This window comes from Streptomyces sp. NPDC041122, assembly GCF_055592445.1.
The window spans coordinates 330,069-356,969 of the sequence record NZ_JBVIYQ010000010.1; the positions used below are offsets into that span (position 1 = coordinate 330,069).

Here is a 26,901-nt window from a genome sequence, read left to right on the forward strand (position 1 = left end):
TAGGGGGTTCGCGTGGAACCGGAGTTGGAGCGGCTGGTGGCTTCGGGGTCCGCCGCGCTGGTGGCCGCGATGGGGTCGGAGCGCTGGGCCGAGGCGCGGCCCCGGTTCTCGCGGTTCCTGCTGGCCGGGGGCGTCATGGCGGGTGACGGCGTCATGCTGGCCGTCGCCGCGCGGCAGCTCTCCCATCCCGGGGTGGACCCCCGGGAGTTCGAGGCGCGCTGGTACCGGAACCTGTTCGCCGCGGCGTCCGCCCCGCAGCGGCAGCGGCACGAGGTGCGGGCGGAACTCCTCGCGCTGGTGACGGAGTTCGGCGGGGGCTGGGTCGTCAGCCGGTCCGTGTGCTGCCCGCAGGGGCACCGCGCGTGGGCGGAGACCTCCTGCGAGACCTGCGGCGCCCCCCTGGGCTTCCCCGCCCGGTCCCCGCGGCACGCCCCGGGGCCCCGCAAGCCGGGCCGCCTGTTCCACCGCCCACCGCCGTCGGGGCCGCCCGCGCTCTCGGGGGCACCCGAGCCGTCGGAGCCGCCGGCGTCACCGGAGACATCCGTACCGCCGCCGCCCGGTGGACCGGCGGCCGTTCCGCCGCCCGGGTGGACCGTGCCCGCGTCGTCCGGCGCGGACAACAGCGTGTCCCGGAGCACCGTCGAGCACCTGTTCCAGTCGGGGGTCATCAGCGGCGGCGTGCACCTGACGTCGCCCCGGGCCGGCCGTGACCACGTCGAGCTCGGCGCGGGCGCCGCCGGACCGGGCGGTCAGGTCATCGGGGTGCAGAACAACTACGCGCCCCGGGCGGGCGGTGACCCGCAAGGGGCGGACGGCTGGCCCGGCGTCGGCGCGCTGCGCCGGCATGCCCCCGGCGTCCGTCCCGCCCGCCGCTTCGGCTTCGAGCAGCGCCTGCCGCCGTACGTCGAACGCGACTGCCACCGCGAGCTGTCGGCGATGATCACGCTCGCCGTGACCGACGGCGGCCTGGTCGTCGTCACCGGCGAGCCGCTCTCCGGCAAGACGATGACGGCCTGGGCCGCGCTGCGGCAGGGCGCCGGGGACGACGCCCGGGTCCACGCCCCGCAGCCGGGGACCGACCTGCGCGACCTGCCGGGCAGGATCCCGGACCGCGCTCCCGGGGCCCGGCACGTGGTGTGGCTCGACGACCTGGAGGACCACCTCGGCGAGCACGGCCTCACGGCGGGCCTGCTCGCCCGGCTCACCCAGGAGGGCGTGCTGGTGCTCGCGACGATGCGGGACGAGGCGTACGACGCGCACCGGTTCGGCGCGGGCCCGGCCTCGCGCGTCCTCGGCGCCGCCGCCACCGTCGAGCTGACGTGCCGTTGGAGCGCGGCGGAACTGGCGCGGCTCGCGGCGGCGGACGACCCGCGACTGGTGGACGCCGTGCGCTGGCGCGGCACGCTCGGCGTGACGGAGTACCTCGCGGTGGGGCCCGAACTGTGGGACGAGTGGCGCAGGTCCGCCCGGCGCGGCGGCCCGCACCCGCTCGGGCACCTGCTGGTGCGCGCGGCGATCGACCTCGCGCGGTGCGGACTCACCCGGGGCGTCACACCGAAGCTGCTGACCCGGTTCCAGGAGGAGTACGCGGCGGAGTACGGGGCGGAGGGGGCCGAGGCGGACGTCGCCGGGCGCGAGGAGCTCGACGCCGCGCTGGCCTGGGCCGCCGCGCTCCGGCACGGGGTGAGCGGACTGCTCGTGCCCGGCGAGTGGCCCGGCACCTGGCGGGCGTGCGGCTCGCTGGTCGCGGACGCGGCCCGCTCTCCCGGCACCGGGCCGCTGCCGGACAGCGCGTGGATCCGCGCCTACCGGGAGCTGGAACCGCACGACACCGCCGAGCTGGACGCCCTGGTCGCCGGCTTCCGGCTGGCGCTCACGCCGCGCGCGACGAGCGGGGACGTGCACGCCCTGCTCTGGCTCGGCCGGCTCGCCCGCGACGAGGGAGACCTCGCGGGCGCCGAGGAGCTCTTCCGCGACGCGGCGGACCGCGGGGACTCCCGCGCCGCGGCCGAGCTGGGCCATCTGCTCGCCACCCGCGTCGCCTACGCGGAGGCGGTCCCCTATCTCACGGCCGCCGCCGAGGCGGACGAGCCGGGCGCGGCGGCGCTCCTCGGCCAGGTCCACCAGCACCTGGCGGACCACTACTTCCGCGTCGCCCGCGCCACCGGCGACGAGTCGGCCGCCCGCCGCCTGAAGGGCCCGCTGCGCCCGACGCCCCCCTAGGATCTGTCCGGCCACCCTTCCCTTCTGCTCCGCGACGCCCGGCACACGCGCCGCACCGGGCGCAAGCCCACGAAGGGAACGGTCGGACGGGCCCTCATGAGCGGATACCGTCGACCGCATGCACGACCAGCCGCCAGCCGTCACCCCCTGCCCCGCCACGGGAGGCTCCCCGCAGCCCGAGCTCTTCAGCTGGGAGTTCGCCACCGACCCCTACCCGGCGTACGCCTGGCTGCGGGAGAACTCGCCGGTGCACCGCACCAGCCTGCCGAGCGGGGTGGAGGCCTGGCTGGTCACCCGGTACGCGGACGCCCGGGAGGCCCTCGCCGACCAGCGGCTCAGCAAGAACCCGGCGCATCACGACGAGCCCGCCCACGCCAAGGGCAGGACCGGCATCCCGGGCGAGCGCAAGGCCGAGCTGATGACCCATCTGCTCAACATCGACCCGCCGGACCACACCCGGCTCCGCCGGCTCGTCGCCAAGGCGTTCACGCCGCGCCGCGTGGCCGCCTTCGCGCCCCGGGTGCAGGAGCTGACGGACCAGCTCATCGACACGATCATCGCCAAGGGCGGCGGCCCCGGCGGCGAGGCCGACCTCATCCACGAGTTCGCCTTCCCGCTCCCCATCCACGCCATCTGCGACCTGCTCGGCGTCCCCCGCGAGGACCAGGACGACTTCCGCGACTGGGCGGGCATGATGATCCGGCACGGCGGCGGGCCCCGCGGCGGAGTGGCCCGGTCCGTGAAGAAGATGCGCGGCTATCTCGCCGAGCTCATCCACCGCAAGCGCCTCGACCCCGGCGACGACCTCATCTCCGGCCTCATCAAGGCCTCCGACCACGGCGAGCACCTCACCGAGAACGAGGCCGCCGCGATGGCCTTCATCCTGCTCTTCGCCGGCTTCGAGACCACCGTCAACCTCATCGGCAACGGCCTGTACGCGCTCCTCACCCACCCTGAGCAGCGCGAGCGGCTGCAACGGGCGCTCGCCGACGGCGACACCGGGCTCCTGGAGACCGGCGTCGAGGAACTGCTGCGCTACGACGGTCCCGTCGAGCTCGCCACCTGGCGGTTCGCGACCGAGGCGCTCAGCATCGGCGGCCGGGACATCGCCGCCGGCGACCCCGTGCTCGTCGTCCTCGCCGCCGCGGACCGCGACCCCCGCCGCTTCGACCGGGCCGACACCCTGGACCTCTCCCGCCGTGACAATCAGCACCTCGGATACGGCCACGGCATCCACTACTGCCTCGGCGCACCCCTGGCCCGCCTGGAGGGCCGGACCGCCCTCGCGACACTGCTCCGGCGCCTTCCCGACCTGCAACTCGCGGCGGATCCCGCCGATTTGCGGTGGCGTGGCGGACTGATCATGCGGGGACTGCGCACGCTGCCGGTGGAGTTCACGGACGCACAGCCCCGGGGCCGGGACTGACGGGTCGTCAGGACTGTGATGTTCACGTGATCTCCGCTGCATCGACTTGTGACAAGCGTTCGACTGCGGCTACGTTCACGACGACTTGAGCGCCCCCGGGCGCCCCAGTTGTCGCTGCAGTCTCCTGAAAGGCACCCGCATGCTCTCCGGCCATGGTCGTCACCGACGCCCCCGCCAGGCCCCGGCACTCGTCGTCGCGGCAGGCGTCACCGGATCAGCCATCGCCATCCCGCTGCTCGCCGCCACCAGCGCGAGCGCGGCCGACACCGCCACGTGGGACAAGCTCGCCCAGTGCGAGAGCGGCGGCGCGTGGAGCGCGAATCCGGGCAACGGTTACTACGGAGGGCTCCAGCTCTCCCAGGAGAGATGGGAGGCCTACGGCGGCCTCGAGTTCGCGCCCAGCCCCGACCAGGCCTCCAAGTCCCAGCAGATCGCCGTCGCCGAGAAGGTCCTCGACGCCAAGGGCACCGACGCCTGGCCGAGCTGCGCCCCGATCGCCGGACTCACCGACGGCGGCGCCGCGGCCGACGTCGACCCCGGAGCCCCTCTTCCGCAGGCCCCGGACGACTCGTCCGGCTCCACCGGCTCGACCGGGAGCGGCAAGGCCGACGGCGCGAAGGACTCCGGGGACGCCAAGGGTGCGGACGACGCCGCCAAGGACTCCGCGGACAAGAACAAGGGCACGGACGAGGACGAGGGCGAGAAGGCCGACCCGTCCACGGACGCCGGCGAACCGTCAGCCGACTCCGACACGCCCGGCTCCGCCGACGGCGCACGAGACAAGAATCACGACGAGTCCGGCGAAAAGGACGGCAAGGGCGGCGCGGCGGACGCGGATGACGCGGACGCCGACGGCAAGTCCGGCCCGCAGGACCCCTCTTCGCCCGGCTCCGCGGGGTCGACCGCGCCCGCCGAGGGCTCGGACGGCGCCTCGGCGGGCCGCCACCGCGGCGACGCCGACGCGAGCGAGCGGGCCGGCGGCGACCGTCCCGGCCGGCACGCCTCGCGCGGCGCCGACCGCGACGGTGCCGTCGCCGACGGGTCGTACACGGTGCGCTCCGGGGACAACCTCTCGCGCATCGCCGACGACCTCGACGTGGCGGGCGGCTGGCACGAGCTCTACGCCGGGAACAAGAAGACCGTCGGCGGCGACCCGGACCTCATCCTGCCCGGTCAGAGCCTCGATCTGGGCGAAAAGTAACGGTAGTTGACGAAGAGTCGGGCGGGGTCTTCGCGTCGTATGTCTGCTTTGGCGCAAGTGAGACATGGGTCTCAGAAGCCCTGATCGTCTTTGAAATTGTGTGGAAGACGTGATTACCGTCGTCACCGCTCGCCACTGGTGAGCCCCGCCGGTCGGTACGCCGAATCCTGCCAACGGCCGGACGGGAACAGTCGTCGCTCAAGAGCGCCGTCGGCAGGAGCGGGGGACCCAAGGTTTGTGCCGGGTCCGTCCGTTGAGGGGTGGGGCAGCCGAGAGGCTGAGCGCCGCGAGACGGACGGGAACGGCTAGGGGTGAAGTCGCGCTCAAGGAGTGCGACCGGGCAACCACATCGGCCCGAACCCGACAGCTCACCTCGCAGGCGTCGGTGTAGGGGATCAACTCATGCTGCTTTCCAGCAAGGGCAAGCACCGTCGTCCGTCCAAGGCCACGCGTGTCGCCACGCTCGTCGGTGTGACCGGTGCCGCCGTCGCCGCTCCGCTGATGGCGGCCGGCTCGGCCTCCGCCGCCACCACCTCCGAGTGGGACGCCGTCGCCCAGTGCGAGTCGGGCGGCAACTGGTCCATCAACACCGGCAACGGCTTCCAGGGCGGTCTGCAGTTCTCGCCGTCCACCTGGGCCGCGTACGGCGGCACCAAGTACGCGCCGTCCGCCGACAAGGCCTCCAAGGCCCAGCAGATCGAGATCGGCGAGAAGGTCCTCGCCGGCCAGGGCAAGGGTGCCTGGCCGTCCTGCGGTGTCGGCCTCTCGGGCGCCTCCCCCAGCAGCGGTGGCGGCCAGCAGGAGCAGGCCCCGCAGCAGCAGGAGAAGCCGCAGCCGCAGCAGACGCAGCAGCAGGCCGCTCCGGAGCAGCAGCAGGCCGCGCCGAAGCCGCAGCCCACGCCGCAGACCGAGTCCAAGAAGACCGTCGAGACCCCGACCGGCAAGACGGTCAAGAAGGGCGACGGCGAGTACAAGGTCGCGACCGGCGACACCCTCTCCAAGATCGCCCAGTCGCACCACGTCAAGGGCGGCTGGCAGAAGGTCTACAAGCTCAACGGCGACATCATCGACGACGCCGACTTCATCTACCCGGGCCAGCAGCTGCACCTCAGCTGACCCTCCGGTCCCACCCGGCCGTGCCTCGGCGGAGGTGCGGCCACCCCGTCCCCACGGGCTCCCCGCCCCGGTGCGCGTATCCCCCGTACGCACCGGGGCGGGGCCATGTCCGCCCCCGGATCCACGTCCCGTACCACCGCCGCACGCCCCCGCCGTGTTCGCTACCAGCGAGTAGAAACGCGGTCTTCCGTCCTGTTTCCCGGGGATTTCGGCTCTTGTCCGTCCCACGGGACGGGCGGTCGGCTGGCTGAAGCCCCGGAGCCGGTTAGGCTCAGGAGACGCAGGGGCCGAAGCGGCCCGCGTAAACGCGTCACATCCCAGAAGGAGATGCTCGTGCCGTCCATCGACGTCGTCGTAGCCCGGGAAATCCTGGACTCCCGAGGCAACCCCACGGTCGAGGTCGAGGTCGGCCTCGACGACGGCAGCACCGGTCGTGCCGCCGTTCCGTCCGGTGCCTCCACCGGTGCCTTCGAGGCCATCGAACTCCGTGACGGTGACCCCAACCGTTACCAGGGCAAGGGTGTCGAGAAGGCCGTCCTCGCCGTCATCGAGCAGATCGGCCCGGAGCTCGTCGGCTACGACGCCACCGAGCAGCGCCTGATCGACCAGGCCATGTTCGACCTGGACGCCACCGACAACAAGGGCTCGCTCGGCGCCAACGCCATCCTCGGCGTCTCGCTCGCCGTCGCGCACGCCGCCTCCGAGGCCAGCGACCTGCCGCTGTTCCGCTACCTCGGCGGCCCGAACGCGCACCTGCTGCCCGTCCCGATGATGAACATCCTGAACGGCGGGTCGCACGCCGACTCCAACGTCGACATCCAGGAGTTCATGATCGCGCCGATCGGCGCCGAGTCGTTCTCCGAGGCGCTGCGCTGGGGCACCGAGGTCTACCACACCCTCAAGAAGGTCCTGAAGGACAAGGGCCTCTCCACGGGCCTGGGCGACGAGGGCGGCTTCGCCCCGAACCTGGACTCCAACCGCGCCGCGCTCGACCTCATCCTGGAGGCCATCAAGCAGGCCGGTTACGTCCCGGGCGAGCAGGTCGCGCTGGCGCTCGACGTCGCCGCGTCCGAGTTCTACAAGGACGGCTCCTACGAGTTCGAGGGCAAGTCCCGCTCGGCCGCCGAGATGACCGAGTACTACGCGGAGCTCGTCGCCTCGTACCCGCTGGTCTCCATCGAGGACCCGCTGTTCGAGGACGACTGGGCCGGTTGGAACACCATCACCGAGAAGCTCGGCGACAAGGTGCAGCTCGTCGGCGACGACCTGTTCGTCACCAACCCCGAGCGCCTGGCCCGCGGCATCGAGGAGAACTCGGCCAACGCCCTGCTCGTCAAGGTCAACCAGATCGGCTCGCTGACCGAGACCCTGGACGCCGTCGAGATGGCCCAGCGCAACGGCTTCAAGTGCATGATGTCCCACCGCTCCGGCGAGACCGAGGACGTCACCATCGCCGACCTGGCCGTCGCCACCAACTGCGGCCAGATCAAGACCGGCGCCCCGGCCCGCTCCGAGCGCGTCGCCAAGTACAACCAGCTGCTCCGCATCGAGGAGATCCTCGACGACGCGGCCGTCTACGCCGGCCGCAGCGCCTTCCCGCGGTTCCGCTTTGCGGACCAGTAGGCACAGTCGCTTCGCGGACCAGTAGGCGCGGGGGAGTCACAGCGGCTCCCTCAGCCATGTAGTTACGTACGTCCCCGCACCCGGTCCCGTACCGTGTGCGGGGACGTACGCACGTATACGCGCAGCTCTGGGGAGGCGGAACCATGGCCAAGGCCGGGACCAAGGACCGGTTCTCCACCGCGACCCGCCTGCGGCTGCTCGGCGAGCAGACCGCCGAGCGCGTCTACCGCTCCCAGACCAAGCGTCAGGCCCGCCGCTCCCGGCTCACCGGCCGCGCCGCCCTTCTCGCCCTCGTGCTCTGCTCGTTGGTCGTCGCGCTCGCCTATCCGATGCGCCAGTACGTCTCCCAGCGCGCCGAGATCGACGACCTGCGCCGGCAGCAGGCCGAGCACCACGCGGACGTCGAGAAGCTGCGCGACGAGAAGGCCCGCTGGCAGGACGACGCGTACGCGGAGCAGCGCATCCGCGACCGGCTGCACTACGTGATGCCCGGCGAGACCGGCTTCACGGTGATCGACCCCGCGGCGGCGCACAGCCGGCGCCCGGACCAGGGCGCGGCCGCCCGCCCCTGGTACTCCAACGTCTGGGACGGCGTCGACAAGGCCGACCGCCCCGACAACTGACGACCGATGGAAAGACAGGCATGGAAACGCCCCCGCCGACCACTGAGCGCACCGAGCCGACCGACGCCGACGTCGAGGCCTTCAAGCAGCAGCTCGGCCGCCCGCCGCGCGGGCTCCGGGCCATCGCGCACCGCTGCCCCTGCGGGCAGCCGGACGTCGTCGAGACGGCGCCGCGCCTCCCGGACGGGACGCCCTTCCCGACGACGTACTACCTGACGTGCCCCCGGGCCGCCTCCGCCATCGGCACCCTGGAGGCCAACGGTGTGATGAAGGAGATGTCGGAGCGGCTGCAGACCGATCCGGAGCTCGCCGCCGCGTACCGCGCCGCGCACGAGGACTACCTCGCGCGCCGTGACGCCATCGAGGTCCTGGAGGGCTTCCCGAGCGCGGGCGGCATGCCGGACCGCGTGAAGTGCCTGCACGTCCTGGTCGGCCACTCGCTGGCCGCGGGCCCCGGGGTGAACCCGCTGGGCGACGAGGCCCTCGCGATGCTGCCCGAGTGGTGGGCGAAGGGCCCGTGCGTCACGCCGTGCGCGGCCGGCGAGGGGGAGAGCGCATGACGAGGGTCGCCGCCATCGACTGCGGCACCAACTCGATCCGGCTTCTGGTGGCCGACGCCGACCCCGCCACCGGCGCGCTGGTCGACCTCGACCGCCGGATGCAGATCGTCCGCCTCGGCCAGGGGGTGGACCGGACGGGCCGCCTCGCCCCCGAGGCGCTGCAGCGCACCTTCGCGGCCTGCCGCGAGTACGCCGCGGTCATCAAGGAACACGGCGCCGAGCGGGTCCGCTTCGTCGCCACCTCCGCCTCCCGCGACGCGGAGAACCGCGACGAGTTCGTGGCCGGCGTCCTGGACATCCTGGGCGTCGAGCCGGAGGTCATCACCGGCGACCAGGAGGCCGAGTTCTCCTTCACCGGCGCGACCAAGGAGCTGACCGGCCGGGACGACGTGGCCACGCCGTATCTGGTCGTGGACATCGGCGGCGGCTCCACGGAGTTCGTGGTCGGCGGCGACCACGTGCAGGCCGCCCGCTCGGTCGACGTCGGCTGCGTGCGCTTGACCGAGCGTCATCTGCTGCGGGACGGCGTGGTCAGCGACCCCCCGACGCCGGATCAGCTGGCCGCGATCCGCACCGACATCGAGGCGGCCCTCGACCTCGCCGAGCGGACGGTGCCGCTCAAGGAGGCCCGCACGCTGGTGGGCCTGGCCGGCTCGGTGACCACGGTCGCCGCGATCGCCCTGGGGCTCGACGCCTACGACTCGCGGGCGATCCACCACTCCCGGATCCCGTACGAGCGGGTCAAGGGGATCGTGGAGCGGCTGACGCACGCCACGCACGACGAGCGCGCCGCGATCCCGGTGATGCACGCGGGCCGCGTCGACGTCATCGCGTCGGGTGCCCTCGTGCTCCTCGCGATCATGGACAGGGTGGGCGCCCGCGAGGTCGTCGTCAGCGAGCACGACATCCTCGACGGCATCGCCCACAAGGTGGCCGAGGAGGCCGAGGAACTGCCGCGGCAGGCACCGGATCTGGAGGCCTAGGAGCCGCCCGCCGGACCGGATCCCGCCGCCCCGTACAGGGCGTGCCCGGCCTTTCACCTGATCGGGCACGCCCCGGCCCGGTGTCGACGCGGCCGGCCCTTCGCCGCGCGTGCTTCAGTGTGCAGCGGACGACAGGGTCCCCACACGACGGGAGACACCAGCATGCGCATCCGATCCACCCTCGCGGCCCTCGCCCTGGCCGTCGCCGTCGTGGTCGCCGGGGCAGGCGTGGCCGCGGCGGACGGCTCGCCCGGATTCTTCAGCGGCAACGTCTAGCCGACGGCCGTTCCCGGCACGGACGACGAGCGGGCCCCGGCACCTGTACAGGTGCCGGGGCCCGCTCGTCGCGCGGTGGGACGCGTCAGTCCTGCACCAGGTCGCCGAACACGGCCACCGAGTTCCAGTTGCCGTTGCCCCAGTCGGCCGACTCGTGGGACGGGGCGTTGCCGCTGAACTCGGCCTCGTTGTGGCCGTTGTGACCGTTGTAGTCGTCGTGGTCGTCGGCGAGGGCGGTGCCGGCGGCCCCGAGGGTGGCTGCGGTGGCCAGGGCCGCTGCGGCGAGGGCGGTACGGATGCGCATGCTGCTCTCCCAATCAATGAGGGGGTTGGTGATCGCTCTTCGATCTGACCGCAGCCCCGGTGGGCGGGCAACAGGTGGTGGTGCGACAGGGTGACGGGCCGCGGCCCGGGGCAGCTCCGGTGAACGCCTGAGCGCGTCGGGCAGCGTCTGAGCGGCTGGTGGAGGGGTCGGAAGGCCCTTCGGCGACACTCCGTCGGGAAACTTCGTGAAGTTCTTCACAAGGAATTCGGCCCCGATGGACGAGGTTCGGGGTCACTTGGCCCCCGAAAGGGTTCCTGGAAGGGCCTTACGGCCTCCGGATCAGAGGTTCCGGGGCGGCGGCCGGGAGTGGGCGCGGCCGGTGGTCCACCCCGTCGCGTAGCCAGGACGGGCAGCTCACAAGGGGTGAACAACGACTCGTGTGACACCCTGGTTCCCCTTCGGCGCCATGACCTCCGTCACGTGGGCGGCGAAGTGTAGCAGAGGCCCTGCGCATGCTTGTGAAGGGGCGCACGAGCGACCCCCGCCGGGCAGGTGGATACTCGATGGCATGAGCACCACGGAGCGTCCCAGGATCCTCGTAGTAGGCGGTGGGTACGTAGGCCTGTACGCAGCTCGGCGCATTCTCAAGAAGATGCGCTTCGGAGAGGCGACCGTCACGGTCGTCGACCCCCGGTCGTACATGACCTACCAGCCCTTCCTCCCCGAAGCCGCCGCCGGCAACATCTCGCCCCGGCATGTCGTCGTACCGCTGCGACGCGTGCTGCCGAGGGCCGAGGTTCTCACCGGCCGGGTCACCACCATCGACCAGGACCGCAAGGTCGCCACGATCGCGCCGCTCGTCGGCGAGGCGTACGAGCTGCCTTTCGACTACCTGGTCATCGCGATGGGCGCGGTCTCCCGCACCTTCCCGATCCCCGGCCTCGCCGAGCAGGGCATCGGCATGAAGGGCATCGAGGAGGCCATCGGCCTGCGCAACCACGTCCTCGAGCAGCTCGACAAGGCTGACTCCACGACCGACGAGGAGGTCCGCCGCAAGGCGCTGACCTTCGTCTTCGTCGGCGGCGGCTTCGCGGGTGCGGAGACCGTCGGTGAGGTCGAGGACATGGCCCGCGACGCGGCCAAGTACTACAACAACGTCAAGCGCGAGGACATGCGGTTCGTCCTCGTCGACGTGGCCGACAAGATCCTGCCCGAGGTGGGCCCGAAGCTGGGCGCCTACGGCAAGGAGCACCTGGAGAGCCGCGGCGTCGAGGTCTACCTCAAGACCGGCATGGACTCCTGCGTGGACGGCCACGTGGTCCTGAACAACGGCCTCGAGGTCGACTCCAACACCATCGTGTGGACCGCCGGCGTCAAGCCGAACCCGGCGCTGTCCCGCTTCGGTCTGCCGCTCGGCCCGCGCGGCCACGTGGACACCCAGACGACGCTCCAGGTGCAGGGCACGGACTACATCTGGGCCGCGGGCGACAACGCCCAGGTGCCGGACGTCGTCGGCCGCAAGGCCGGCAACGAGAACGCCTGGTGCCCGCCGAACGCCCAGCACGCGCTGCGGCAGGCGAAGGTCCTCGGCGACAACGTGATCTCCGGCATGCGGGGCTTCCCGCAGAAGGAGTACAGCCACGCCAACAAGGGTGCGGTCGCCGGTCTCGGCCTGCACAAGGGCGTCGCGATGATCGTCATGGGCAAGATGAAGATCAAGCTCAAGGGCCGTCTCGCCTGGTACATGCACCGCGGGTACCACGGCATGGCGATGCCGACGTTCAACCGCAAGATCCGCGTCCTCGCGGACTGGACGCTGGGCATGTTCCTCAAGCGCGAGGTCGTCTCGCTCGGCGCCATGGAGACGCCGCGCGAGGAGTTCTACGAGGCGGCCAAGCCCGCCCCGAAGCCCGCTGCCGCCGCCGAGCCGGCGCCCGCGGTGAAGACCGAGGAGAAGGCCAAGGCCTCCTGACCTCGCGTCACTGATCCACCCCGAAGGGGGCCGTCCGCCATCCGTGGTGCGGACGGCCCCCTTCGGCGTGCCCGGGGGCCGGCCCCGCGACAAGTAGATGGGGTGGGCATCTATTTTGCCGTTCCGTGACGCCGCGACGGGACTGCGTCCGGGGGCCTTCGGTGTTTACGTGGTGTTGGACCGTTCCGGGACCCGCCTCCTCGCGCCCTCGACCCCCGTCGGCGGGGGAGGCACCATTCGGAGGTGTGCGTCATGCAGGACGCCGCACTGCGGCTGAAGAATCTCGCCGAGCAGCTCATCGGAGCTCCCCTGCCGGTGCGCATCCGCGCCTGGGACCGGTCGGAGGCGGGCCCGCCGGGCACCCCCGTCCTGGTCGTACGCAGCCGCCGTGCCCTGCGCCATATGCTCTGGAAGCCGGGCGAACTGGGCCTGGCCCGCGCCTGGGTCGCCGGTGACCTGGACGTCGACGGCGATCTGTACGCCGCCCTCGACCTGCTCGCGGAGTTCATCTGGGAGCGCGGCGAGGACGCCCGCGGCCTGTGGGAGTCGCTGCGCGACCCCAAGGTCCGGGCCGCCGCTCGCTCGCTGCTCGCCCTCTCCGCCCCCTTCCTGCCGCCGTCCCCGCCGCCCGAGGAGATGCGCAGACACGGCAGGCCGCACCGCCACACCAAGGGCAGCGACCGGCAGGCCATCAGCCACCACTACGACGTCGGCAACGACTTCTACGAGCTGGTCCTCGGCCCCTCGATGGTCTACTCGTGCGCCTACTGGGAGTCGCCCGACGCCACCCTGGAGAGCGCCCAGCGCGACAAGCTCGAACTCGTCGCCCGCAAGCTCGCCCTGAAGCCCGGCATGCGCCTGCTCGACGTCGGCTGCGGCTGGGGCTCCATGGCGATCCACGCCGCCCGCGAGCACGGCGTGAGCGTCGTCGGCGTCACCCTCTCGCAGGAGCAGGCCGCGTACGCCAGGAAGCGGATCGCCGAGGAGGGCCTGACCGACCGCGTCGAGATCCGCGTCCAGGACTACCGCGACGTGCGCGACGGCCCGTACGACGCCATCAGCTCCATCGGCATGGCCGAACACGTCGGCGCCGAGCGCTACCTGGAGTACGCGAAGGACCTGTACGCCCTGCTCGAACCGGGCGGGCGGCTGCTCAACCACCAGATCGCGCGGCGCCCGCAGACGGACGAGTCGGCGTACAGCGTGGACGAGTTCATCGACGCGTACGTCTTCCCCGACGGGGAGCTGGCGCCCGTCGGCAGCACGGTCGGGCTCCTGGAACGGGCCGGCTTCGAGGTGCGCGACCTGGAGGCCATCCGCGAGCACTACGCCCTCACGCTGCGCCGCTGGGTCGCCAACCTGGAGGCCCACTGGCCGCAGGGCCAGCGCCTGACCTCCCCGGGCAGGGCCCGCATCTGGCGCTTGTACATGGCCGCCTCCGCCCTGGCCTTCGAACGCAACCGCATCGGCGTGAACCAGGTCCTGGCGGTGAAGACGAAGGAGAGCGGGACGTCGGGCCTGCCGCTGAGGGCGAGGGACTGGACGGCATAGCAGGAGGTTCACGAACGAGCGGCGAACTGTCAGCCCGTCCGGCGTTTGAGGACGAGCCGCGAAGCGGCGATGGGCGGCAACCCGAAGGGCCCCGGACGAGTTTCCTCGTCCGGGGCCCTTCCCCTGCTACCCCCAGCGGGAGCTACTCCGCCTTGATGGCCATCAGCGGATTGAGCCGCGCGGCGCTCCGCGCCGGCCACACCGCCGCGAGGACACCGACCACCGCCGCGATGACCAGGAAGATCACGATCCGGCCGACCGGGACCTCCATGGAGTACGTGGTGACCTTCTCGGCGATGCTGCCGCCCACGACCCAGCCCATGAAGAGGCCGAGGACGATGCCGAGCACCGCGCCGAACAGCGAGATGATGACCGCTTCGAGCCGCACCATCTGCTTGACCTTCGCCCGGTCCAGGCCGATGGCCCGCAGCATCCCGATCTCGTGCTTGCGCTCGAAGACCGACATGGCCAGCGTGTTGATGACGCCGAGCACCGCGATGAGGATCGCCATGGCGAGCAGGCCGTACAGCATGTTCAGGATCATGTTGATGCCGCCCGCGACCGCGTTGCTGATCGCGTCCTTGTCCTGGATGGTGATGGCCGGGTTGTCGCCGAGGGCCTTGACGATGGCGTCCTCGGCGCGGTCGGAGGCCCCGCCCTTCATCTTCACCAGGACCTGCTTGTCGAGGACCTTGGTGACGTGCGGGTCGACGACGGACGTCGGCGTGAAGAGGCCGCTGAGCATCTCGTTGCGCTCGTAGACGCCCGCGACCTTCAGCTTGACGGTCTTGTCGTCGTCCTCGAACTTCAGCGGGAAGGTGTCGCCCGTCGTGAGGCCCTTGTCCTTCGCCGTGTCGGTGTCGATCAGCGCGGTGCCGTCCTTGAGGCCGGCCACCGAACCGCTGGTGAGGTCCAGGCCCACCAGGTCGCCGAAGGTCTTGGGGTCGACGCCGTTGACGTCGGTGTAGCTGCCGTCGGCCTCGCCGTACGCGGTGCGCAGCGGGGTGGTCGACTCGACGTCCGGGATCTTGTCGAGCTTCTGGCGGACCTCGGGGGTCAGCGGCTCGAAGTTCGCCATGGAGACGCTGTAGTCGGCCTTCATGGAGCCGGCCGCCATCTTGTTGATGGCGCTGCCCATGGAGGTCGCCACGACCGTCATCGCGGTGATGAGGGTCAGACCGATCATCAGGGCCGCGGCGGTGGACGCGGTGCGGCGCGGGTTGCGCACCGAGTTCAGGCGCGACAGCTTGCCGGTGACGCCGAACGGCTTCAGGAGCGGTGCGGAGGCGGCGATGAACGGCCGGGAGAGCAGCGGGGTCAGCACGATGACGCCGATGAGGATGATCCCCGCGCCGCCCGCCATCACGTAGTTGTCCTCCATGAACAGCATGAGGGTGCCGAGGGCGACGACGAGCGAGCCGATGGTGTTGCGGACCACCAGGCCGCGCACGGTCGGCGTGGCGTGGACGCTGTTCATCGCGGCGACCGGCGGGATCTTCGCGGCGCGCCGGCCCGGCAGCCAGGCGGCGAGCATGGTCACGACCACGCCGATCAGGAGCGCCACGACGATCGTCGTCGGGGCGATGACCAGCGGCCCGTCGGGCAGCGAGGCGCCGCCGGAGTTCATCAGGGCCTGCAGGGCGACGGAGACGCCGATGCCGAGCCCGAAGCCGGCGACGGCGGCGATCAGGCCGACGACGAACGCCTCGATGAGCACGGAGCGGGTCACCTGGCGGCGCGAGGCGCCGACGGCCCGCATGAGGGCGAGCTCCTTGGTGCGCTGGGCGACCAGCATGGTGAAGGTGTTGGCGATGATGAAGATGCCGACGAAGAGGGCGATGCCGGCGAAGATCAGCAGGACCTGGCTCATGGAGCTGGTCTGCCGCTCGATCATGTCGTCCTGCTGGGTCTTGAGCTCGGCGCCGGTCATCGTCGAGATGTCCTTCGGCAGGATCTTCTCGACGGAGGCGTTCAGGGCCGACTCGGGGGTGCCCGCGGCGGCCTTCACGTCGATCTCGTCGTACTCGGTCTTGTTGAGCGCCTTGAACGCGGTCGCGTTGTCAAGGACGGCGAGGCTGCCGCCCGCGACGACGCTGCCGTCGTCGGTGTCGAAGACGCCGCTGACCTTGGCGGTCCGTACCGGGCCGTCGGTGGAGTAGCGGACGGTGTCGCCGACCTTGTAGCCGGTGCGCTCGGCGGTGCGGCTGTCCAGGGCGATGTCACCGGCGGACTTCGGGGCGGCGCCGCGCACGAAGTCGTAGCGCGGGTCCTTGCCGTCCTTGCCCGGGTAGTAGTTGGTGCCGGTGGTGCCCCACTCGCCGCCGACCAGCTTGCCGTCCTTGTCGGCGAGGGCGGTGAAGCCGGAGACGGAGCCGATGGCGGAGTCCGCGCCGGGCAGCCCCCGCGCCTTCTTCAGCAGCGAGTCGGTGAGCTTCGGCTTCTGCTTCGACGCGTCGTCGGAGGAGCCGCCGTCCGACTGGATGGCGACGGAGACGTGGTCGAAGCTCTTCGCCGACTTGTTCTTGTAGGCGTTGCCGAAGGTGTCGGTGAAGACCAGGGTGCCGGAGACGAAGGCGACGCCGAGCATGACGGCGAGCACGGTCATCAGCAGCCTGGCCTTGTGCGCGAGCACATTGCGCAGGGCGGTACGGAACATGGGTGTGAGTCCAGGGTGAGGTGAGGGGAGGAAGAGCCCGCGGGGCCTCTTCAGGGGCGCGGGGAACTGCGCGACAAGCCACAGACGGCCCGCAGTCCCGATGAAGGACCGGCCCCGACGGCGGAGGGGAGGGACCGCCCGGAGCCGAGCCGCGAACTAGCTCGTCCGACCCTTCGCGTCGAAGTGCTTCATCCGGTCGAGCACCCCGTCCGCGGTCGGCCCGTGCATCTCGTCGACGACCCGCCCGTCGGCGAGGAAGATCACGCGGTCCGCGTACGAGGCGGCCACCGGGTCGTGGGTGACCATGACGACGGTCTGGCCGAGGTCGCGCACCGAGTTGCGCAGGAAGCCGAGGACCTCGGCGCCCGAGCGCGAGTCGAGGTTTCCGGTCGGCTCGTCGCCGAAGATGATCTCCGGCTGGGAGGCGAGGGCGCGGGCCACGGCGACGCGCTGCTGCTGGCCGCCGGAGAGCTCGGTGGGGCGGTGGCTGAGGCGGCCGGAGAGGCCGACCATCTCGATGACCTGCTCGACCCACCGCTTGTCGGGCTTGCGGCCCGCGATGTCCATGGGGAGCGTGATGTTCTCCAGGGCCGTCAGGGTCGGCAGCAGGTTGAACGCCTGGAAGATGAAGCCGATCTTGTCCCGGCGGAGCTTGGTGAGCTGCTTGTCCTTGAGCGTCGACAGCTCGGTCTCGCCGAGCCGCACCGAGCCGGAGCTGAAGCTGTCCAGACCGGCGACGCAGTGCATCAGGGTCGACTTGCCGGAGCCCGAGGGGCCCATGATCGCGGTGAACTCGCCCTGCCCGAAGTCGACGGAGACCCGGTCCAGGGCGACCACCTGGGTCTCGCCCTGTCCGTACACCTTGGACAGTTCCGTGGCGCGGGCCGCCACGGCGGTGGCGCGGGTGGCGAAGGGGGTGGTGGTCACGGGAGGGTGCTCCTGTCGGGACGACGAGTGGGGACGTACTCCATCGTCCCGGCCGATCAGCGCGGTGGAGTCACCCGCTGATCCGGTTCCGGGGGCCCTCTCCAGTCGGACTTGAGGAGCTCCTGTCATACCTGGGGATGACACGCGTCCCTGAGACGGAAGGGGGACAGACGGGTCCGATCCGGAAAGCGGGTGACAGCGGCGACGGGAACCTCAGGGCGGCTAAATTCCGTCATTCCGTGCAGAGGCCCACGAGACCGGCCGAGCCCGAGGACAGGCCTCCGGCATGTACCGATGGACTGTGCCGAGGGCTGATGCACCCTCAGACGTCAATAAAATAAGACAACATCGGGCTGACCTTCCACTGTTCGGGGGACGCCTCCCGATAGGGTCGAAGCCTCGATGCGGAGCCCATGGCCTGCCCGGATGGTGGAATGCAGACACGGCGAGCTTAAACCTCGCTGCCCCTCGGGGGCGTGCCGGTTCGAGTCCGGCTCCGGGCACTTCCGCTGTCCTGCCGTGGGATGCCGCCACATCCCTTGCTGTACGCATGAATTGACGCGCCGTCAGGCATATGCCCCAGGCCGCGCACTCCTCCTCCGCTCCCCTCGTCCGCTCAGGACAGCCGTACGGGGTTGAAGCGCGCCGCCGTGTGCAGATCGGTCTCGATCGCCGTCGCCGTCTCGCGCAGGACGGGCAGCAGCGCGTCGCGGGCCTCGGCGAGCGGACCGGTGCCCGCGTGCTGTGCGACGTTCAGCGCCGCGACCACCCGCCCCCGCGCGTCCCTGACCGGCACGGCGACCGAGCGAAGGCCCTCCTCCAGTTCCTCGTCGGCGGTGGCGTGGCCGTCGGCGGCGACCCGGTCGAGGATCCGGGTGAGGGCGCCGGGGTCCGTCACGGTCCGCGCGGTGAGGGCGCGGGGCGGCGCGGCGGCGAGGAGCCGGGCGCGCTCGGGTCCGGGGAGTCCGGCGAGCAGGACCCGGCCCATCGCGGTGGCGTACGCGGGGAAGCGGGTCCCGACGGTGATGTGCACGCTCATGACACGTGCCGCCGCCGCCCGCGCGACGTACCGGATGTCGCTCCCGTCCAGGACGGTGAGCGACGCGGACTGGCGCACCCGGTCGGTGAGGTCGCGCAGGTGCGGCTCGGCGATCTCGGCGAGGGCGAGCCCGGACAGCGGGGCGTGGCCGAGCTCCAGGATGCGGGGGAGCGGGCGGTACAGGCGGCCGTCGTGGGCGGCGTACCCGGCCCGCTCCAGGGTGTGCAGACAGCGCCGCGCGGTGGCCCTCGGCAGCTCCGTGGCCGCGGCGAGCGCGGTGAGCGGCAGGCCGTCGCCGCGCGCCCCGCCCAGGGCGCGCAGCACCGCGAGGCCCCGGGCCAGGGACTGCAGGAAGCCCGGGCCGAGGTCCGCCTTGGCGGTCGCGGCGTCGGTGGCGGAGGCGCGGGCCGGCTCGTCGGCGGGCGGCGGCGGAGGCGCGGCCGACAGGCGGGCGAGCCGCGCCGCCTCCGCCCGCAGCCGCGGCAGCACCGCGTCGGCGAGGCCGTCCGCCGTGTGCCTGCTGGTGTGGCTCACCGCCGACAGGGCGTACCGGATGCGGCCCGAGCCGTCGCGCACCGGGACCGCCACCGCGATCAGGCCCGGCTCGATCAGCTGGTCGTCCAGGGCCCAGCCCGTCGCGCGGGAGCGGGCGACGCGGTCGGCGAGGTCGGGGAGGCCGTGCGGGGCGGGGCCGGGCGGCAGCGCGGGGTAGGCGGCGCGCGCGTCCCGGGTGGCCCCGGGGGCGTCTTCGGCGGCGGTGCGGGCCCGCCGGGCCGCCCACCGCGCCTCGTCCCACTCCTGTGCGAAGAGCGCGCCGGGCGCGCACCGCTCGGGCGGCAGCAGGTCGCCGATGCGGAACGCCACCGACATCGCGCGGCGCCGGGCGGCCTGCGTCACGAAGCGCACCCCGTCGCCGTCGGGCACCGCGAGCGACACCGATTCGTCGAGCTCGTCCGCGAGCCGGGCGGTGCGCGCCGCCACCTCGCCGGTCAGGCCGCAGGCCGCGAGGTAGGCGTTGCCGAGCTCCATGAGGCGGGGGGTGAGGTGCAGCTCCTGGCCGCGCACGCGCACGTATCCGAGGTGGGCCAGTGTCGCCACGACCCGGTCGACGGTGGAGCGGGCGAGGCCGGTGGCGCGCACGAGATCCCCGGCCCGCGGCCGGCCGGGCTCCGCGGGGGCGAGGGCCCGCAGCACGGCGAGACCGCGCTCCAGGGGACGTACGGACTCGTCGGGCATGGCGCCGTGCTCCTCGCTGCCGGAAAGCCGGGACATCCGGGAGCGCGGGACATCCGGGAGCCCGGGAGGGCCGTCGGAGCCCGGGAAAACGGATGCCGCACGACCGTTGACAGCGCACAGGCGCGGCCAGAGACTCCCGGCAACACATTATGAACGAAAGTTCACCAGGCGAACAAGGGTGGGACGGGCGCGGGGTGGACGCGGGAGGGGATCGAGCGATGCGCACGACCGTCGGGATCATCGGGGCCGGACCGGCCGGGCTGCTCCTCGCCCGCCTCCTGCACCGGGCCGGCATCGACTCCGTGGTCCTGGAGAGCCGGGACCGCGCGTACGTGGAACGGCGCCAGCGCGCCGGGATCCTGGAACAGGGCACCGTCGACGTGCTGCGCGAGGCGGGCGCGGCCGCCCGCATGGACCGCGAGGGCCTGCCGCACGACGGCATCGAGCTCCGCTTCGACCGCCGCAGACACCGCGTCGACTTCCCCGCGCTGACCGGCGGCAGGTCGGTCATGGTCTACGCCCAGACCGAGGTCTGCAAGGACCTCATCGCGCTGCGACTCGCGGAGGGCGGGCCGCTGCTCTTCGAGGCGGAGGCGCTGGAGGTGACCGGCGCCGATACCGACCGGCCGTGCGTGCACTTCCGTCACCTGGGCCGCGAGTCCACCCTGGTGTGCGACTACGTGGTGGGCTGCGACGGCTTCTGGGGCGTGTCCCGCGCGGCCGTCCCCGAAGCGCTCTCCCGGACCTTCGAGCGCACGTACCCCTTCGCCTGGCTCGGCGTCCTCGCCGACGTGGCGCCCTCCCACGACGAGCTCGTCTACGCCCGCCACGAGCGCGGCTTCGCCCTGCTGTCCATGCGCTCGCCGACCGTCACGCGCGCGTACCTCCAGGTTCCCGACGGCACCGACCCGCGCGAGTGGACCGGGCCGCGGATCTGGGACGAGCTCGACCGCCGCCTGGAGACCGACGACCCCGCCTGGACGCTGCGCCGCGGCCCCCTCACCGCCACCACCGTCACCCCCATGCGCAGCTACGTCCACGAGCCCATGCGGCACGGCCGGCTCTTCCTCGCCGGGGACGCCGCGCACATCGTCCCGCCGACCGGCGCCAAGGGCCTCAACCTCGCCGTCGGCGACGTCACCACCTTCGCCCGCGCGCTGGTCCACCAGCGCGACACGGGCGATCCGGGCCCCCTCGACGCGTACTCCGCGACCTGTCTGCGCCGTGTCTGGCAGGCCGAGCGCTTCAGCTACGCGATGACGACCCTGCTGCACCGCGCGCCCGACGCCACCCCCTTCGACGACCGCATCCAGCTCGCCCGGCTCGACCGGATCGCCACGGCGCGCTCCGCCGAGACCGACCTCGCGGAGGCCTACACCGGCTTCCCCCTGACGGAGACCGGGAGGAACAGCCGGTGAACCCCCCTGAGCGCACCTTCCGGGCCGTCGCGCCCGTCATCGCCCTGTGCTGGCTCGTCGTCTTTTTCGACGGCATGGACGTGAACATCTACGGCGCCGTCCTGCCGCACCTCATCGACGACGCGGACCTCGGCTTCACCGCGTCCACCGCGGGCACCGTCGGCTCCTGGACCACCTTCGGCATGCTCGTCGGGGCCCTCGGCTGCGGCACCCTCACCGACTGGCTGGGGCGCAAGCCGATGGTGACGGGCAGCGTCGCGGTCTTCTCGCTGGGCTCCGCGCTGTGCGCGCTCGCGCCGAACGTCGCCCTCTTCGGCGCCGGGCGCTTCGTCTCCGGGCTCGGGCTCGGCGGCCTGATGCCGATCGGGCTCGCGATCGTCGCCGAGTTCGCGCCGCCGCGCCGGGCCGCGCTCGCCACCGGCCTGATGATGACCTCCTACCACGCGGGCGGCATGGCGGCGACGGGCCTCGGCCTCGCGCTCGGCCCCGGCCACGGCTGGCGCGTCGTCTTCTGGGCCGGTGCCGTCCCGGCCCTCGTCGCGGTCCCGCTGGTCCTCCGATGGCTGCCCGAGTCGCCCGGCGTGCTGCTCGCCAAGGGCCGCACCCGCGAGGCGGAGACGGTCGCCGCCCGCTATCTGCTGCCCGCCCCGACCCCGGCCGAGGCCCCCGAGGCAGGCGCCCGGGGACGCTTCACCGCCGTCCTCGCGCTCTTCGCGCCGGGCCGGCGCCTGGCGACCCCGTTGCTGTGGACCGCCTCCTTCGCCGGGCTGCTCCTGGTCTACGGCGTCTCCACCTGGCTGCCCGAGCTCATGCGGGCCTCCGGCTACTCGCTCTCCTCCTCCGTCACCTTCCTCATGGTGATCAACGCGGGCGGCATCGTCGGCATGCTGATCGCCGGGCGCACCGCCGACCGCTTCGGCGCCGTCCGGGTCTCGGCGGTCTGGTTCCTGCTCACCGCCTGCGGCGCCTTCCTGCTCAAGGCCCAGCTGCCGCCGGCCGTCGCCTACGCCGTCGTCTTCGTCACCGGCGTCTGGCTCTTCTCCGCGCAGGTCATGGTCTACGCGGCCACCCCCTCGGTCTATCCGCCCGCGCAGCGCGCCACGGGGCTCGGCTGGGTCACCGGCGTCGGCCGCACCGGGGCGGTCGTCGGACCCTGGCTGGGTGGCGCGGTGGTCACGGACGGCGACGCCTCGCTCGGCTTCACCACCTTCGCGGTCGCCGCGGTCCTCGGGGCGGTCGCCGTCTCGCTGGTGCCACTCGCGCGGCCGAACGATTCCGATACGGGAACAGTGCGGGCCTCCCCGCGCGTTCTCGGTCACGGAGAGGGAAAGATCCTCCCCAAGCACTAGGTCCATCCTTTTGCCTACGCATTACTCTTGAGGCAAAGCCACGCACGGTGGCCATGGAGGAGTGAAATGAGGAGCAGTAACCCGGTCTTCTCGCGACGGGGGTTCAGCCGCGACAACGGCTACGCCGGCTTCGGCGGGCAGCCGCAGGCCGGGGGCCCCGCGAGCGCGACCCAGACCCACCAGGGCAATCCGTACGCGCAGGGCAATCCGTACGCCGGAGGCCAGCAGGCCCCCGCGGGCAACCCCTACGCCACCAATCCGTACGCCCAGCAGGACGTGCAGCACGGCGCCCCCCAGGCACCCGTAGGCACCGGCCGCATGACGATGGACGACGTCGTCATGCGCACCGCCACCACGCTCGGCACGCTCGTGGTCACCGCCGCGCTCGCCTGGGCGCTGCTGCCGGTGGACGACGCCAACATCAGCAAGTCGTACGGCATCGCGATCGGCGCCGGTCTCGTCGCGATGGTGCTGGGCCTGGTCCAGGCGTTCAAGCGCAAGGCCTCGCCCGCGCTGATCCTGACCTACGCCGCGCTGGAGGGCGTCTTCCTCGGCGTCGTCTCCAGCGTCGTCGACAACCGCATCGCGAGCGGCGCGGCCATGCAGGCCGTGCTCGGCACGATGGCCGTCTTCATCGGCGTCCTCGTGGCGTACAAGGCGGGCTGGATCCGCGTCAACCGCCGCTTCTACGGCTTCGTGATGGCCGCGGCGATGGGCTTCCTGCTGCTGACCGCCGTGAACCTGCTGTTCATGGTCTTCGGCGGCGGCGACGGCCTGGGCTTCCGCTCCGGCGGCCTCGGCATCGTCTTCGGCATCGTCGGCATCCTGCTCGGCGCGTGCTTCCTGGCCCTGGACTTCAAGCAGGTCGAGGACGGCATCGCGTACGGCGCGCCGAAGGAAGAGGCCTGGCTGGCCGCGTTCGGTCTGACGATGACGCTCGTCTGGATCTACATGGAGTTCCTGCGCCTGATCGCGATCTTCTCGGGCAACGACTGACCCGGGTCGTAGCAGGACGGGTACCACCGAAGGGCCCGCGGACCGGAGACGGTCCGCGGGCCCTTCGCCGTGCGGGGGTGAGGGAGCGCGGTCAGAGCAGTTTGCGGGCAGCCCGCCTGAGGTCGTACTCGTGGATGATCGCCTTCGCGTGGCCGTACGCGAGGTTGTGTTCGGCGCGGAGCCAGCTGACCTTCTCCTCGAAGCGGAAGAGAGAGGGGCCTTCGTCCACGGCACGGAGCCAGTCGGACACTTCACGACCGGTGCATTGGGGGATACGGGCGAGCAGGTTGCGGTGGGTCTCCTCGGAGAAGACTTGGGACATCGGCGCCTCCGGACGCGTCGCGATGTGTTCCGTCCTTTACGTCACCGTGCCTGAGCGCCGGGGCGTTGGCAACAGCCCCGGAAAGGCACATAGGCTCGCGTGGTGCTCGATACGACGCCTTTGACGGCCGCAGTGGACCAGTTCGCCGACCGCCTGCGGGCCGCGCCGCAGAGCCGCCTGCAACGCGGGGCGGCGGCCGAAGCGCTGGCGCTGGCCAGGGAGTTGGCGCGGTGGACGCAAGCCGTGGAGGAACCGGCGGCGGAGCCGCGGGAGATGCCGGACGCCGGCATGTTCGCCGCGGCCGACCAGATCACCGTCGCGGGGCGCGATCTCGCCCTCGTCCTGACGGGGCCCGAGGAGCTGGCGCGGGCGCTGGAGCTCGTGGCCGAGGCGCAGAAGAGGGCCGGGGTCTAGGGTCTTTCGTCCGGATCAGACCCCGCTCACTGATCCGGCCCGATCCGGACGAAAGACCCTGGGACCTCGGCCCGGGGCCTGCCGGCCACGCCCGTGGCCGGTCTCGTCAGACCGACGCGATGACGCGGTCGGCCAGGATGTAGACGTTCTCGCTGCCGCACTCGAAGGTCAGCGCGTACGCGCCCGAGATGCCGGAGCCGCCCAGCAGGAACGGGGTGCGGCCCTCGCGCAGCGCGGCGGCGAGCAGCTCCGCGGTCTCGCGGTGGCCGGGCGTCATGCACAGCGTCGTGCCGTCCGCGAAGACGTACACGTCCAGCGTGCCCAGCGGGCCGGGACGGACGTCGGCGAGGGCGGTGCGGGCGTCGGCCAGCTCCTCCAGGCAGGCGACCGTGCGCTCGTGGTCGCCGTGGGCGTCCTGGTCCGGGGACACCGGCGACTGCACCGGCACGAAGTCCGGGTGCGAGGGGTGCCGGCGCCGGGCCGCGGCCAGCTCCGGGGAGTCTCCGGCGAACTCGTCGGCGCCCGGGTCGGCGAAGGGCTCGGTGACCGGTTCCAGGCTGTCCGACTCCAGGCCGGCGAAGTCCGCCTGGCGCGGCAGGAACAGCTCGTCGGCGATGCTCTCGGGCAGGCCGGGCAGCCCGCCGAGCAGCGCGGCGCCGTCGGAGCCCTCGCGGGCCTCCTGGGCGGCCCAGAACGCGCGGGCCTCGGCGAGCTCGCGCTCGCGCTCCTCGGCGAGGGCCTCGGAGACGGCCGCGCGTATCTCGTCGGTGTCCACGGTGGTGCGGGCGGCCGGCACCGTGGGATGCGGACCGCTCGTGGCACGACTTTCGGCCAGTTCGGTGTGCAGGGCTGTGATCTCGGCGAGCTGCTTCCGCAGTCCGTGCACCGTGTGCAGGGCAGCGGCGCCCACGGCCGTGGCAGCGGCCGTGGAGAGCAGCAGGGCAAGAGGCAAGGCGCTCACTGACGTACTCCCGGTTTCAAGTCGACCCCCGACTTCCTACATCAGCTTGAAGCCTGCACGATCCACCTGTCAGTGCATTACGTCACGAATTGGACAGGTCTTTGGACCCGGGGTTTACCCCCGTAACCGCGCTGAGCTGGGCATATGTATCTCCCCCAGGAGATAGGTCACATCCTGGGGGAGATTGGGTCACGAAGTGATGCAGGGACTGAGGGTCAACACCGCGAACTGTGTGTCGACGAAATCGGGGGTCCCGCCCCGCCGGCCGGGCCGCTCGATCAGCTGAGGCGCTCGATGACCATCGCCATGCCCTGGCCGCCACCGACGCACATCGTTTCCAGGCCGAACTGCTTGTCGTGGAACTGCAGGGAGTTGATGAGCGTGCCGGTGATGCGGGCGCCGGTCATGCCGAAGGGGTGGCCGACCGCGATGGCACCGCCGTTGACGTTGAGCTTGTCGATCGGGATGTTCAGGTCGCGGTAGGAGGGGATCACCTGGGCGGCGAAGGCCTCGTTGATCTCGAAGAGGTCGATGTCGTCGACGGTGAGGCCGGCCCGCCGCAGCGCCTGCCTGCTCGCCTCGACCGGGCCGAGGCCCATGATCTCGGGGGAGAGGCCGGTGACGCCGGTCGAGACGATCCGGGCGAGCGGGGTCAGGCCGAGCTCGCGGGCCTTGGTGTCGCTCATGATGACCAGCGCGGCGGCGCCGTCGTTCAGCGGGCAGCAGTTGCCCGCGGTGACGCGTCCGTCGGGGCGGAAGACGGGCTTGAGGCCCTGGACGCCTTCGAGGGTGACGCCGGCGCGCGGCCCGTCGTCCTTGCTGACGACGGTGCCGTCGGGGGTGGTGACCGGGGTGATCTCCCGCTCCCAGAAGCCGTTCTTCAGGGCTTCCTCGGCGAGGTTCTGCGAACGGACGCCGAACTCGTCCATGTCCTCACGGGTGACGCCCTTGGCGCGGGCGAGGTTCTCGGCGGTCTGGCCCATCGCGATGTACGCGTCCGGGAGCAGGCCGTCCTCACGCGGGTCGTGCCAGGTGGAGCCCTCGGTCTGGGCGACGGCGGCGGTGCGGGCCTCGGCGTCGGCGAAGAGGGGGTTGTGGGTGTCCGGGAGGCCGTCGCTGCTCCCCTTCTTGCTGCGCGAGACCATCTCCACGCCGGCGGAGATGAAGACGTCGCCCTCGCCCGCCTTGATGGCGTGCAGGGCCATGCGGCTGGTCTGCAGCGAGGAGGAACAGTAACGGGTGATGGTGCAGCCCGGCAGGTGGTCCATGCCCATCTGCACGGCGACGATGCGGCCCAGGTTGTGCCCCTGCTCGCCGCCGGGCAGGCCGCAGCCGAGCATCAGGTCGTCGATGTCGCGGGGGTCGAGGCCGGGGACCTTGGCGAGGGCGGCCTCGATGATCGTGGCGGTCAGGTCGTCCGGACGCAGATCCTTCAGGGAGCCCTTGAAGGCGCGGCCGATCGGGGTGCGGGCGGCGGAGACGATCACGGCTTCGGGCATCGAGTGCTCCTGTGACGAGAGGGCGGCGGGACGGAACTCCTACGGAACTCCCTGGGAAGTTACCTGCACGTATTGCTGTGGGTCATCGGGTGGGGGGTGTGAGACGGGACGCATTTCTAAGCGGGCGCTCAGGCCGCGGGGCCCTGAGCGGACTGGGGGTACGGGGGTCGGGTCTCGTCTGCGGGGTGGGTGGGGGTTGCTCGCGCAGTTCCCCGCGCCCCTGGGGGTGTGCCTCGTGTTTCGTCTGCGGCCCGGGGGGGGCTTG

At 72.1% G+C, this 26,901-nt stretch carries 21 protein-coding genes, 1 tRNA gene and 1 riboswitch; of the genes, 15 read left to right on the forward strand and 7 right to left on the reverse strand.

Annotation, left to right across the window (positions count from 1 at the left end; translation table 11 throughout):
- The first annotated feature begins 12 nt into the window (after nucleotides 1–12).
- From ACZ6B8_RS32600 to ACZ6B8_RS32635, 8 genes are all read left to right on the forward strand, one after another.
- Nucleotides 13–2,223 (forward strand): tetratricopeptide repeat protein, encoded by a 2,211-nt coding sequence (locus ACZ6B8_RS32600; RefSeq protein WP_471609539.1) that lies wholly within the window; start codon nucleotides 13–15, stop codon nucleotides 2,221–2,223.
- 118 nt (nucleotides 2,224–2,341) lie between these two features.
- Nucleotides 2,342–3,649 (forward strand): cytochrome P450 family protein, encoded by a 1,308-nt coding sequence (locus ACZ6B8_RS32605; RefSeq protein WP_471609540.1) that lies wholly within the window; start codon nucleotides 2,342–2,344, stop codon nucleotides 3,647–3,649.
- Nucleotides 3,650–3,788: 139 nt separating this feature from the next.
- Nucleotides 3,789–4,850 (forward strand): transglycosylase family protein, encoded by a 1,062-nt coding sequence (locus tag ACZ6B8_RS32610; protein WP_471609541.1) that lies wholly within the window; start codon nucleotides 3,789–3,791, stop codon nucleotides 4,848–4,850.
- 228 nt (nucleotides 4,851–5,078) lie between these two features.
- Nucleotides 5,079–5,248: riboswitch (cyclic di-AMP (ydaO/yuaA leader) on the forward strand.
- 4 nt (nucleotides 5,249–5,252) lie between these two features.
- On the forward strand, nucleotides 5,253–5,966 hold the full coding sequence (locus ACZ6B8_RS32615; protein WP_471609542.1) for a transglycosylase family protein: 714 nt from the start codon (nucleotides 5,253–5,255) through the stop codon (nucleotides 5,964–5,966).
- 333 nt (nucleotides 5,967–6,299) lie between these two features.
- Nucleotides 6,300–7,589 carry a phosphopyruvate hydratase gene (gene eno / locus ACZ6B8_RS32620; RefSeq protein WP_471085782.1) on the forward strand — a complete coding sequence of 430 codons (1,290 nt, stop codon included), beginning with the start codon at nucleotides 6,300–6,302 and terminating at the stop codon, nucleotides 7,587–7,589.
- 143 nt (nucleotides 7,590–7,732) lie between these two features.
- A complete protein-coding gene (locus ACZ6B8_RS32625) occupies nucleotides 7,733–8,212 on the forward strand; it encodes an FtsB family cell division protein (RefSeq protein WP_471085785.1) in 480 nt (159 codons plus the stop codon).
- A gap of 20 nt (nucleotides 8,213–8,232) precedes the next feature.
- On the forward strand, nucleotides 8,233–8,772 hold the full coding sequence (locus tag ACZ6B8_RS32630; RefSeq protein WP_471609543.1) for a DUF501 domain-containing protein: 540 nt from the start codon (nucleotides 8,233–8,235) through the stop codon (nucleotides 8,770–8,772).
- Nucleotides 8,769–9,755 (forward strand): Ppx/GppA phosphatase family protein, encoded by a 987-nt coding sequence (locus ACZ6B8_RS32635; RefSeq protein ID WP_471085790.1) that lies wholly within the window; start codon nucleotides 8,769–8,771, stop codon nucleotides 9,753–9,755. The genes ACZ6B8_RS32630 and ACZ6B8_RS32635 overlap by 4 nt, the downstream gene beginning before the upstream one ends.
- A gap of 361 nt (nucleotides 9,756–10,116) precedes the next feature.
- Here the strand turns inward: ACZ6B8_RS32635 and ACZ6B8_RS32640 are convergent, their stop codons facing one another.
- Nucleotides 10,117–10,335, reverse strand: a complete 219-nt coding sequence (locus tag ACZ6B8_RS32640; protein WP_471609544.1) for a hypothetical protein — start codon at nucleotides 10,333–10,335, stop codon at nucleotides 10,117–10,119.
- A 529-nt stretch (nucleotides 10,336–10,864) separates the two neighbouring features.
- Between ACZ6B8_RS32640 and ACZ6B8_RS32645 the strand changes: the two genes are divergently transcribed.
- Nucleotides 10,865–12,268 (forward strand): NAD(P)/FAD-dependent oxidoreductase, encoded by a 1,404-nt coding sequence (locus ACZ6B8_RS32645; RefSeq protein ID WP_471085796.1) that lies wholly within the window; start codon nucleotides 10,865–10,867, stop codon nucleotides 12,266–12,268.
- Nucleotides 12,269–12,520: 252 nt separating this feature from the next.
- Entirely contained in the window at nucleotides 12,521–13,819 is a 1,299-nt protein-coding gene (locus ACZ6B8_RS32650; protein ID WP_471609545.1) for a class I SAM-dependent methyltransferase, read from the forward strand.
- A 142-nt stretch (nucleotides 13,820–13,961) separates the two neighbouring features.
- Here ACZ6B8_RS32650 and ACZ6B8_RS32655 read toward each other — a convergent pair whose 3' ends face one another.
- Together ACZ6B8_RS32655 and ACZ6B8_RS32660 are read right to left on the reverse strand one after the other, a co-directional pair.
- Nucleotides 13,962–16,475, reverse strand: a complete 2,514-nt coding sequence (locus ACZ6B8_RS32655; RefSeq protein WP_471609546.1) for an ABC transporter permease — start codon at nucleotides 16,473–16,475, stop codon at nucleotides 13,962–13,964.
- A 156-nt stretch (nucleotides 16,476–16,631) separates the two neighbouring features.
- Nucleotides 16,632–17,402 carry an ABC transporter ATP-binding protein gene (locus ACZ6B8_RS32660; protein WP_362376927.1) on the reverse strand — a complete coding sequence of 257 codons (771 nt, stop codon included), beginning with the start codon at nucleotides 17,400–17,402 and terminating at the stop codon, nucleotides 16,632–16,634.
- Between the two features lie 420 nt (nucleotides 17,403–17,822).
- Here ACZ6B8_RS32660 and ACZ6B8_RS32665 point away from each other — a divergent pair.
- Nucleotides 17,823–17,905: transfer RNA gene (locus ACZ6B8_RS32665), tRNA-Leu, on the forward strand.
- Between the two features lie 113 nt (nucleotides 17,906–18,018).
- Here the strand turns inward: ACZ6B8_RS32665 and ACZ6B8_RS32670 are convergent.
- The gene (locus ACZ6B8_RS32670) at nucleotides 18,019–19,677 is read right to left on the reverse strand and encodes an IclR family transcriptional regulator domain-containing protein (protein ID WP_471609547.1); all 1,659 of its coding nucleotides are present in this window, start codon (nucleotides 19,675–19,677) and stop codon (nucleotides 18,019–18,021) included.
- 218 nt (nucleotides 19,678–19,895) lie between these two features.
- Between ACZ6B8_RS32670 and ACZ6B8_RS32675 the strand changes: the two genes are divergently transcribed.
- The 3 genes from ACZ6B8_RS32675 to ACZ6B8_RS32685 all read left to right on the forward strand — a co-directional run bounded on the left by ACZ6B8_RS32675 (nucleotide 19,896) and on the right by ACZ6B8_RS32685 (nucleotide 23,440).
- On the forward strand, nucleotides 19,896–21,095 hold the full coding sequence (locus tag ACZ6B8_RS32675; RefSeq protein ID WP_471609548.1) for a 4-hydroxybenzoate 3-monooxygenase: 1,200 nt from the start codon (nucleotides 19,896–19,898) through the stop codon (nucleotides 21,093–21,095).
- Nucleotides 21,092–22,444: an MFS transporter gene (locus tag ACZ6B8_RS32680; RefSeq protein ID WP_471085813.1), complete on the forward strand. Its 1,353-nt coding sequence runs from the start codon at nucleotides 21,092–21,094 to the stop codon at nucleotides 22,442–22,444. Before ACZ6B8_RS32675 ends, ACZ6B8_RS32680 begins: the two co-directional genes overlap by 4 nt.
- A gap of 66 nt (nucleotides 22,445–22,510) precedes the next feature.
- Nucleotides 22,511–23,440, forward strand: coding sequence for a Bax inhibitor-1/YccA family protein (locus ACZ6B8_RS32685; RefSeq protein WP_471085816.1), 930 nt, complete (start codon nucleotides 22,511–22,513; stop codon nucleotides 23,438–23,440).
- Nucleotides 23,441–23,531: 91 nt separating this feature from the next.
- On the opposite strand, the gene ACZ6B8_RS32690 is transcribed toward ACZ6B8_RS32685, so the two are convergent.
- Nucleotides 23,532–23,762: a DUF4287 domain-containing protein gene (locus ACZ6B8_RS32690; RefSeq protein WP_355807324.1), complete on the reverse strand. Its 231-nt coding sequence runs from the start codon at nucleotides 23,760–23,762 to the stop codon at nucleotides 23,532–23,534.
- Between the two features lie 102 nt (nucleotides 23,763–23,864).
- Here ACZ6B8_RS32690 and ACZ6B8_RS32695 point away from each other — a divergent pair, with 102 nt between their 5' ends.
- Nucleotides 23,865–24,176, forward strand: a complete 312-nt coding sequence (locus ACZ6B8_RS32695; RefSeq protein WP_471085821.1) for a hypothetical protein — start codon at nucleotides 23,865–23,867, stop codon at nucleotides 24,174–24,176.
- Between the two features lie 106 nt (nucleotides 24,177–24,282).
- On the opposite strand, the gene ACZ6B8_RS32700 is transcribed toward ACZ6B8_RS32695, so the two are convergent.
- Nucleotides 24,283–25,137, reverse strand: coding sequence for a hypothetical protein (locus ACZ6B8_RS32700; RefSeq protein ID WP_471085824.1), 855 nt, complete (start codon nucleotides 25,135–25,137; stop codon nucleotides 24,283–24,285).
- Between the two features lie 278 nt (nucleotides 25,138–25,415).
- Nucleotides 25,416–26,636 (reverse strand): acetyl-CoA C-acetyltransferase, encoded by a 1,221-nt coding sequence (locus ACZ6B8_RS32705; protein ID WP_471609549.1) that lies wholly within the window; start codon nucleotides 26,634–26,636, stop codon nucleotides 25,416–25,418.
- Nucleotides 26,637–26,901 lie beyond the last annotated feature (265 nt).

Coding starts and splice junctions, on each gene's coding strand:
- ACZ6B8_RS32650 (WP_471609545.1), top strand. CDS start 12,521: ATGCAGGACGCCGCACTGCGGCTGAAGAATCTCGCCGAGCAGCTCATC.
- ACZ6B8_RS32675 (WP_471609548.1), top strand. CDS start 19,896: ATGCGCACGACCGTCGGGATCATCGGGGCCGGACCGGCCGGGCTGCTC.
- ACZ6B8_RS32655 (WP_471609546.1), bottom strand. CDS start 16,475: ATGTTCCGTACCGCCCTGCGCAATGTGCTCGCGCACAAGGCCAGGCTG.
- ACZ6B8_RS32640 (WP_471609544.1), bottom strand. CDS start 10,335: ATGCGCATCCGTACCGCCCTCGCCGCAGCGGCCCTGGCCACCGCAGCC.
- ACZ6B8_RS32705 (WP_471609549.1), bottom strand. CDS start 26,636: ATGCCCGAAGCCGTGATCGTCTCCGCCGCCCGCACCCCGATCGGCCGC.
- ACZ6B8_RS32685 (WP_471085816.1), top strand. CDS start 22,511: ATGAGGAGCAGTAACCCGGTCTTCTCGCGACGGGGGTTCAGCCGCGAC.
- ACZ6B8_RS32610 (WP_471609541.1), top strand. CDS start 3,789: ATGCTCTCCGGCCATGGTCGTCACCGACGCCCCCGCCAGGCCCCGGCA.
- ACZ6B8_RS32605 (WP_471609540.1), top strand. CDS start 2,342: ATGCACGACCAGCCGCCAGCCGTCACCCCCTGCCCCGCCACGGGAGGC.
- ACZ6B8_RS32625 (WP_471085785.1), top strand. CDS start 7,733: ATGGCCAAGGCCGGGACCAAGGACCGGTTCTCCACCGCGACCCGCCTG.
- ACZ6B8_RS32615 (WP_471609542.1), top strand. CDS start 5,253: ATGCTGCTTTCCAGCAAGGGCAAGCACCGTCGTCCGTCCAAGGCCACG.
- ACZ6B8_RS32630 (WP_471609543.1), top strand. CDS start 8,233: ATGGAAACGCCCCCGCCGACCACTGAGCGCACCGAGCCGACCGACGCC.
- ACZ6B8_RS32690 (WP_355807324.1), bottom strand. CDS start 23,762: ATGTCCCAAGTCTTCTCCGAGGAGACCCACCGCAACCTGCTCGCCCGT.
- ACZ6B8_RS32670 (WP_471609547.1), bottom strand. CDS start 19,677: ATGCCCGACGAGTCCGTACGTCCCCTGGAGCGCGGTCTCGCCGTGCTG.
- ACZ6B8_RS32645 (WP_471085796.1), top strand. CDS start 10,865: ATGAGCACCACGGAGCGTCCCAGGATCCTCGTAGTAGGCGGTGGGTAC.
- ACZ6B8_RS32635 (WP_471085790.1), top strand. CDS start 8,769: ATGACGAGGGTCGCCGCCATCGACTGCGGCACCAACTCGATCCGGCTT.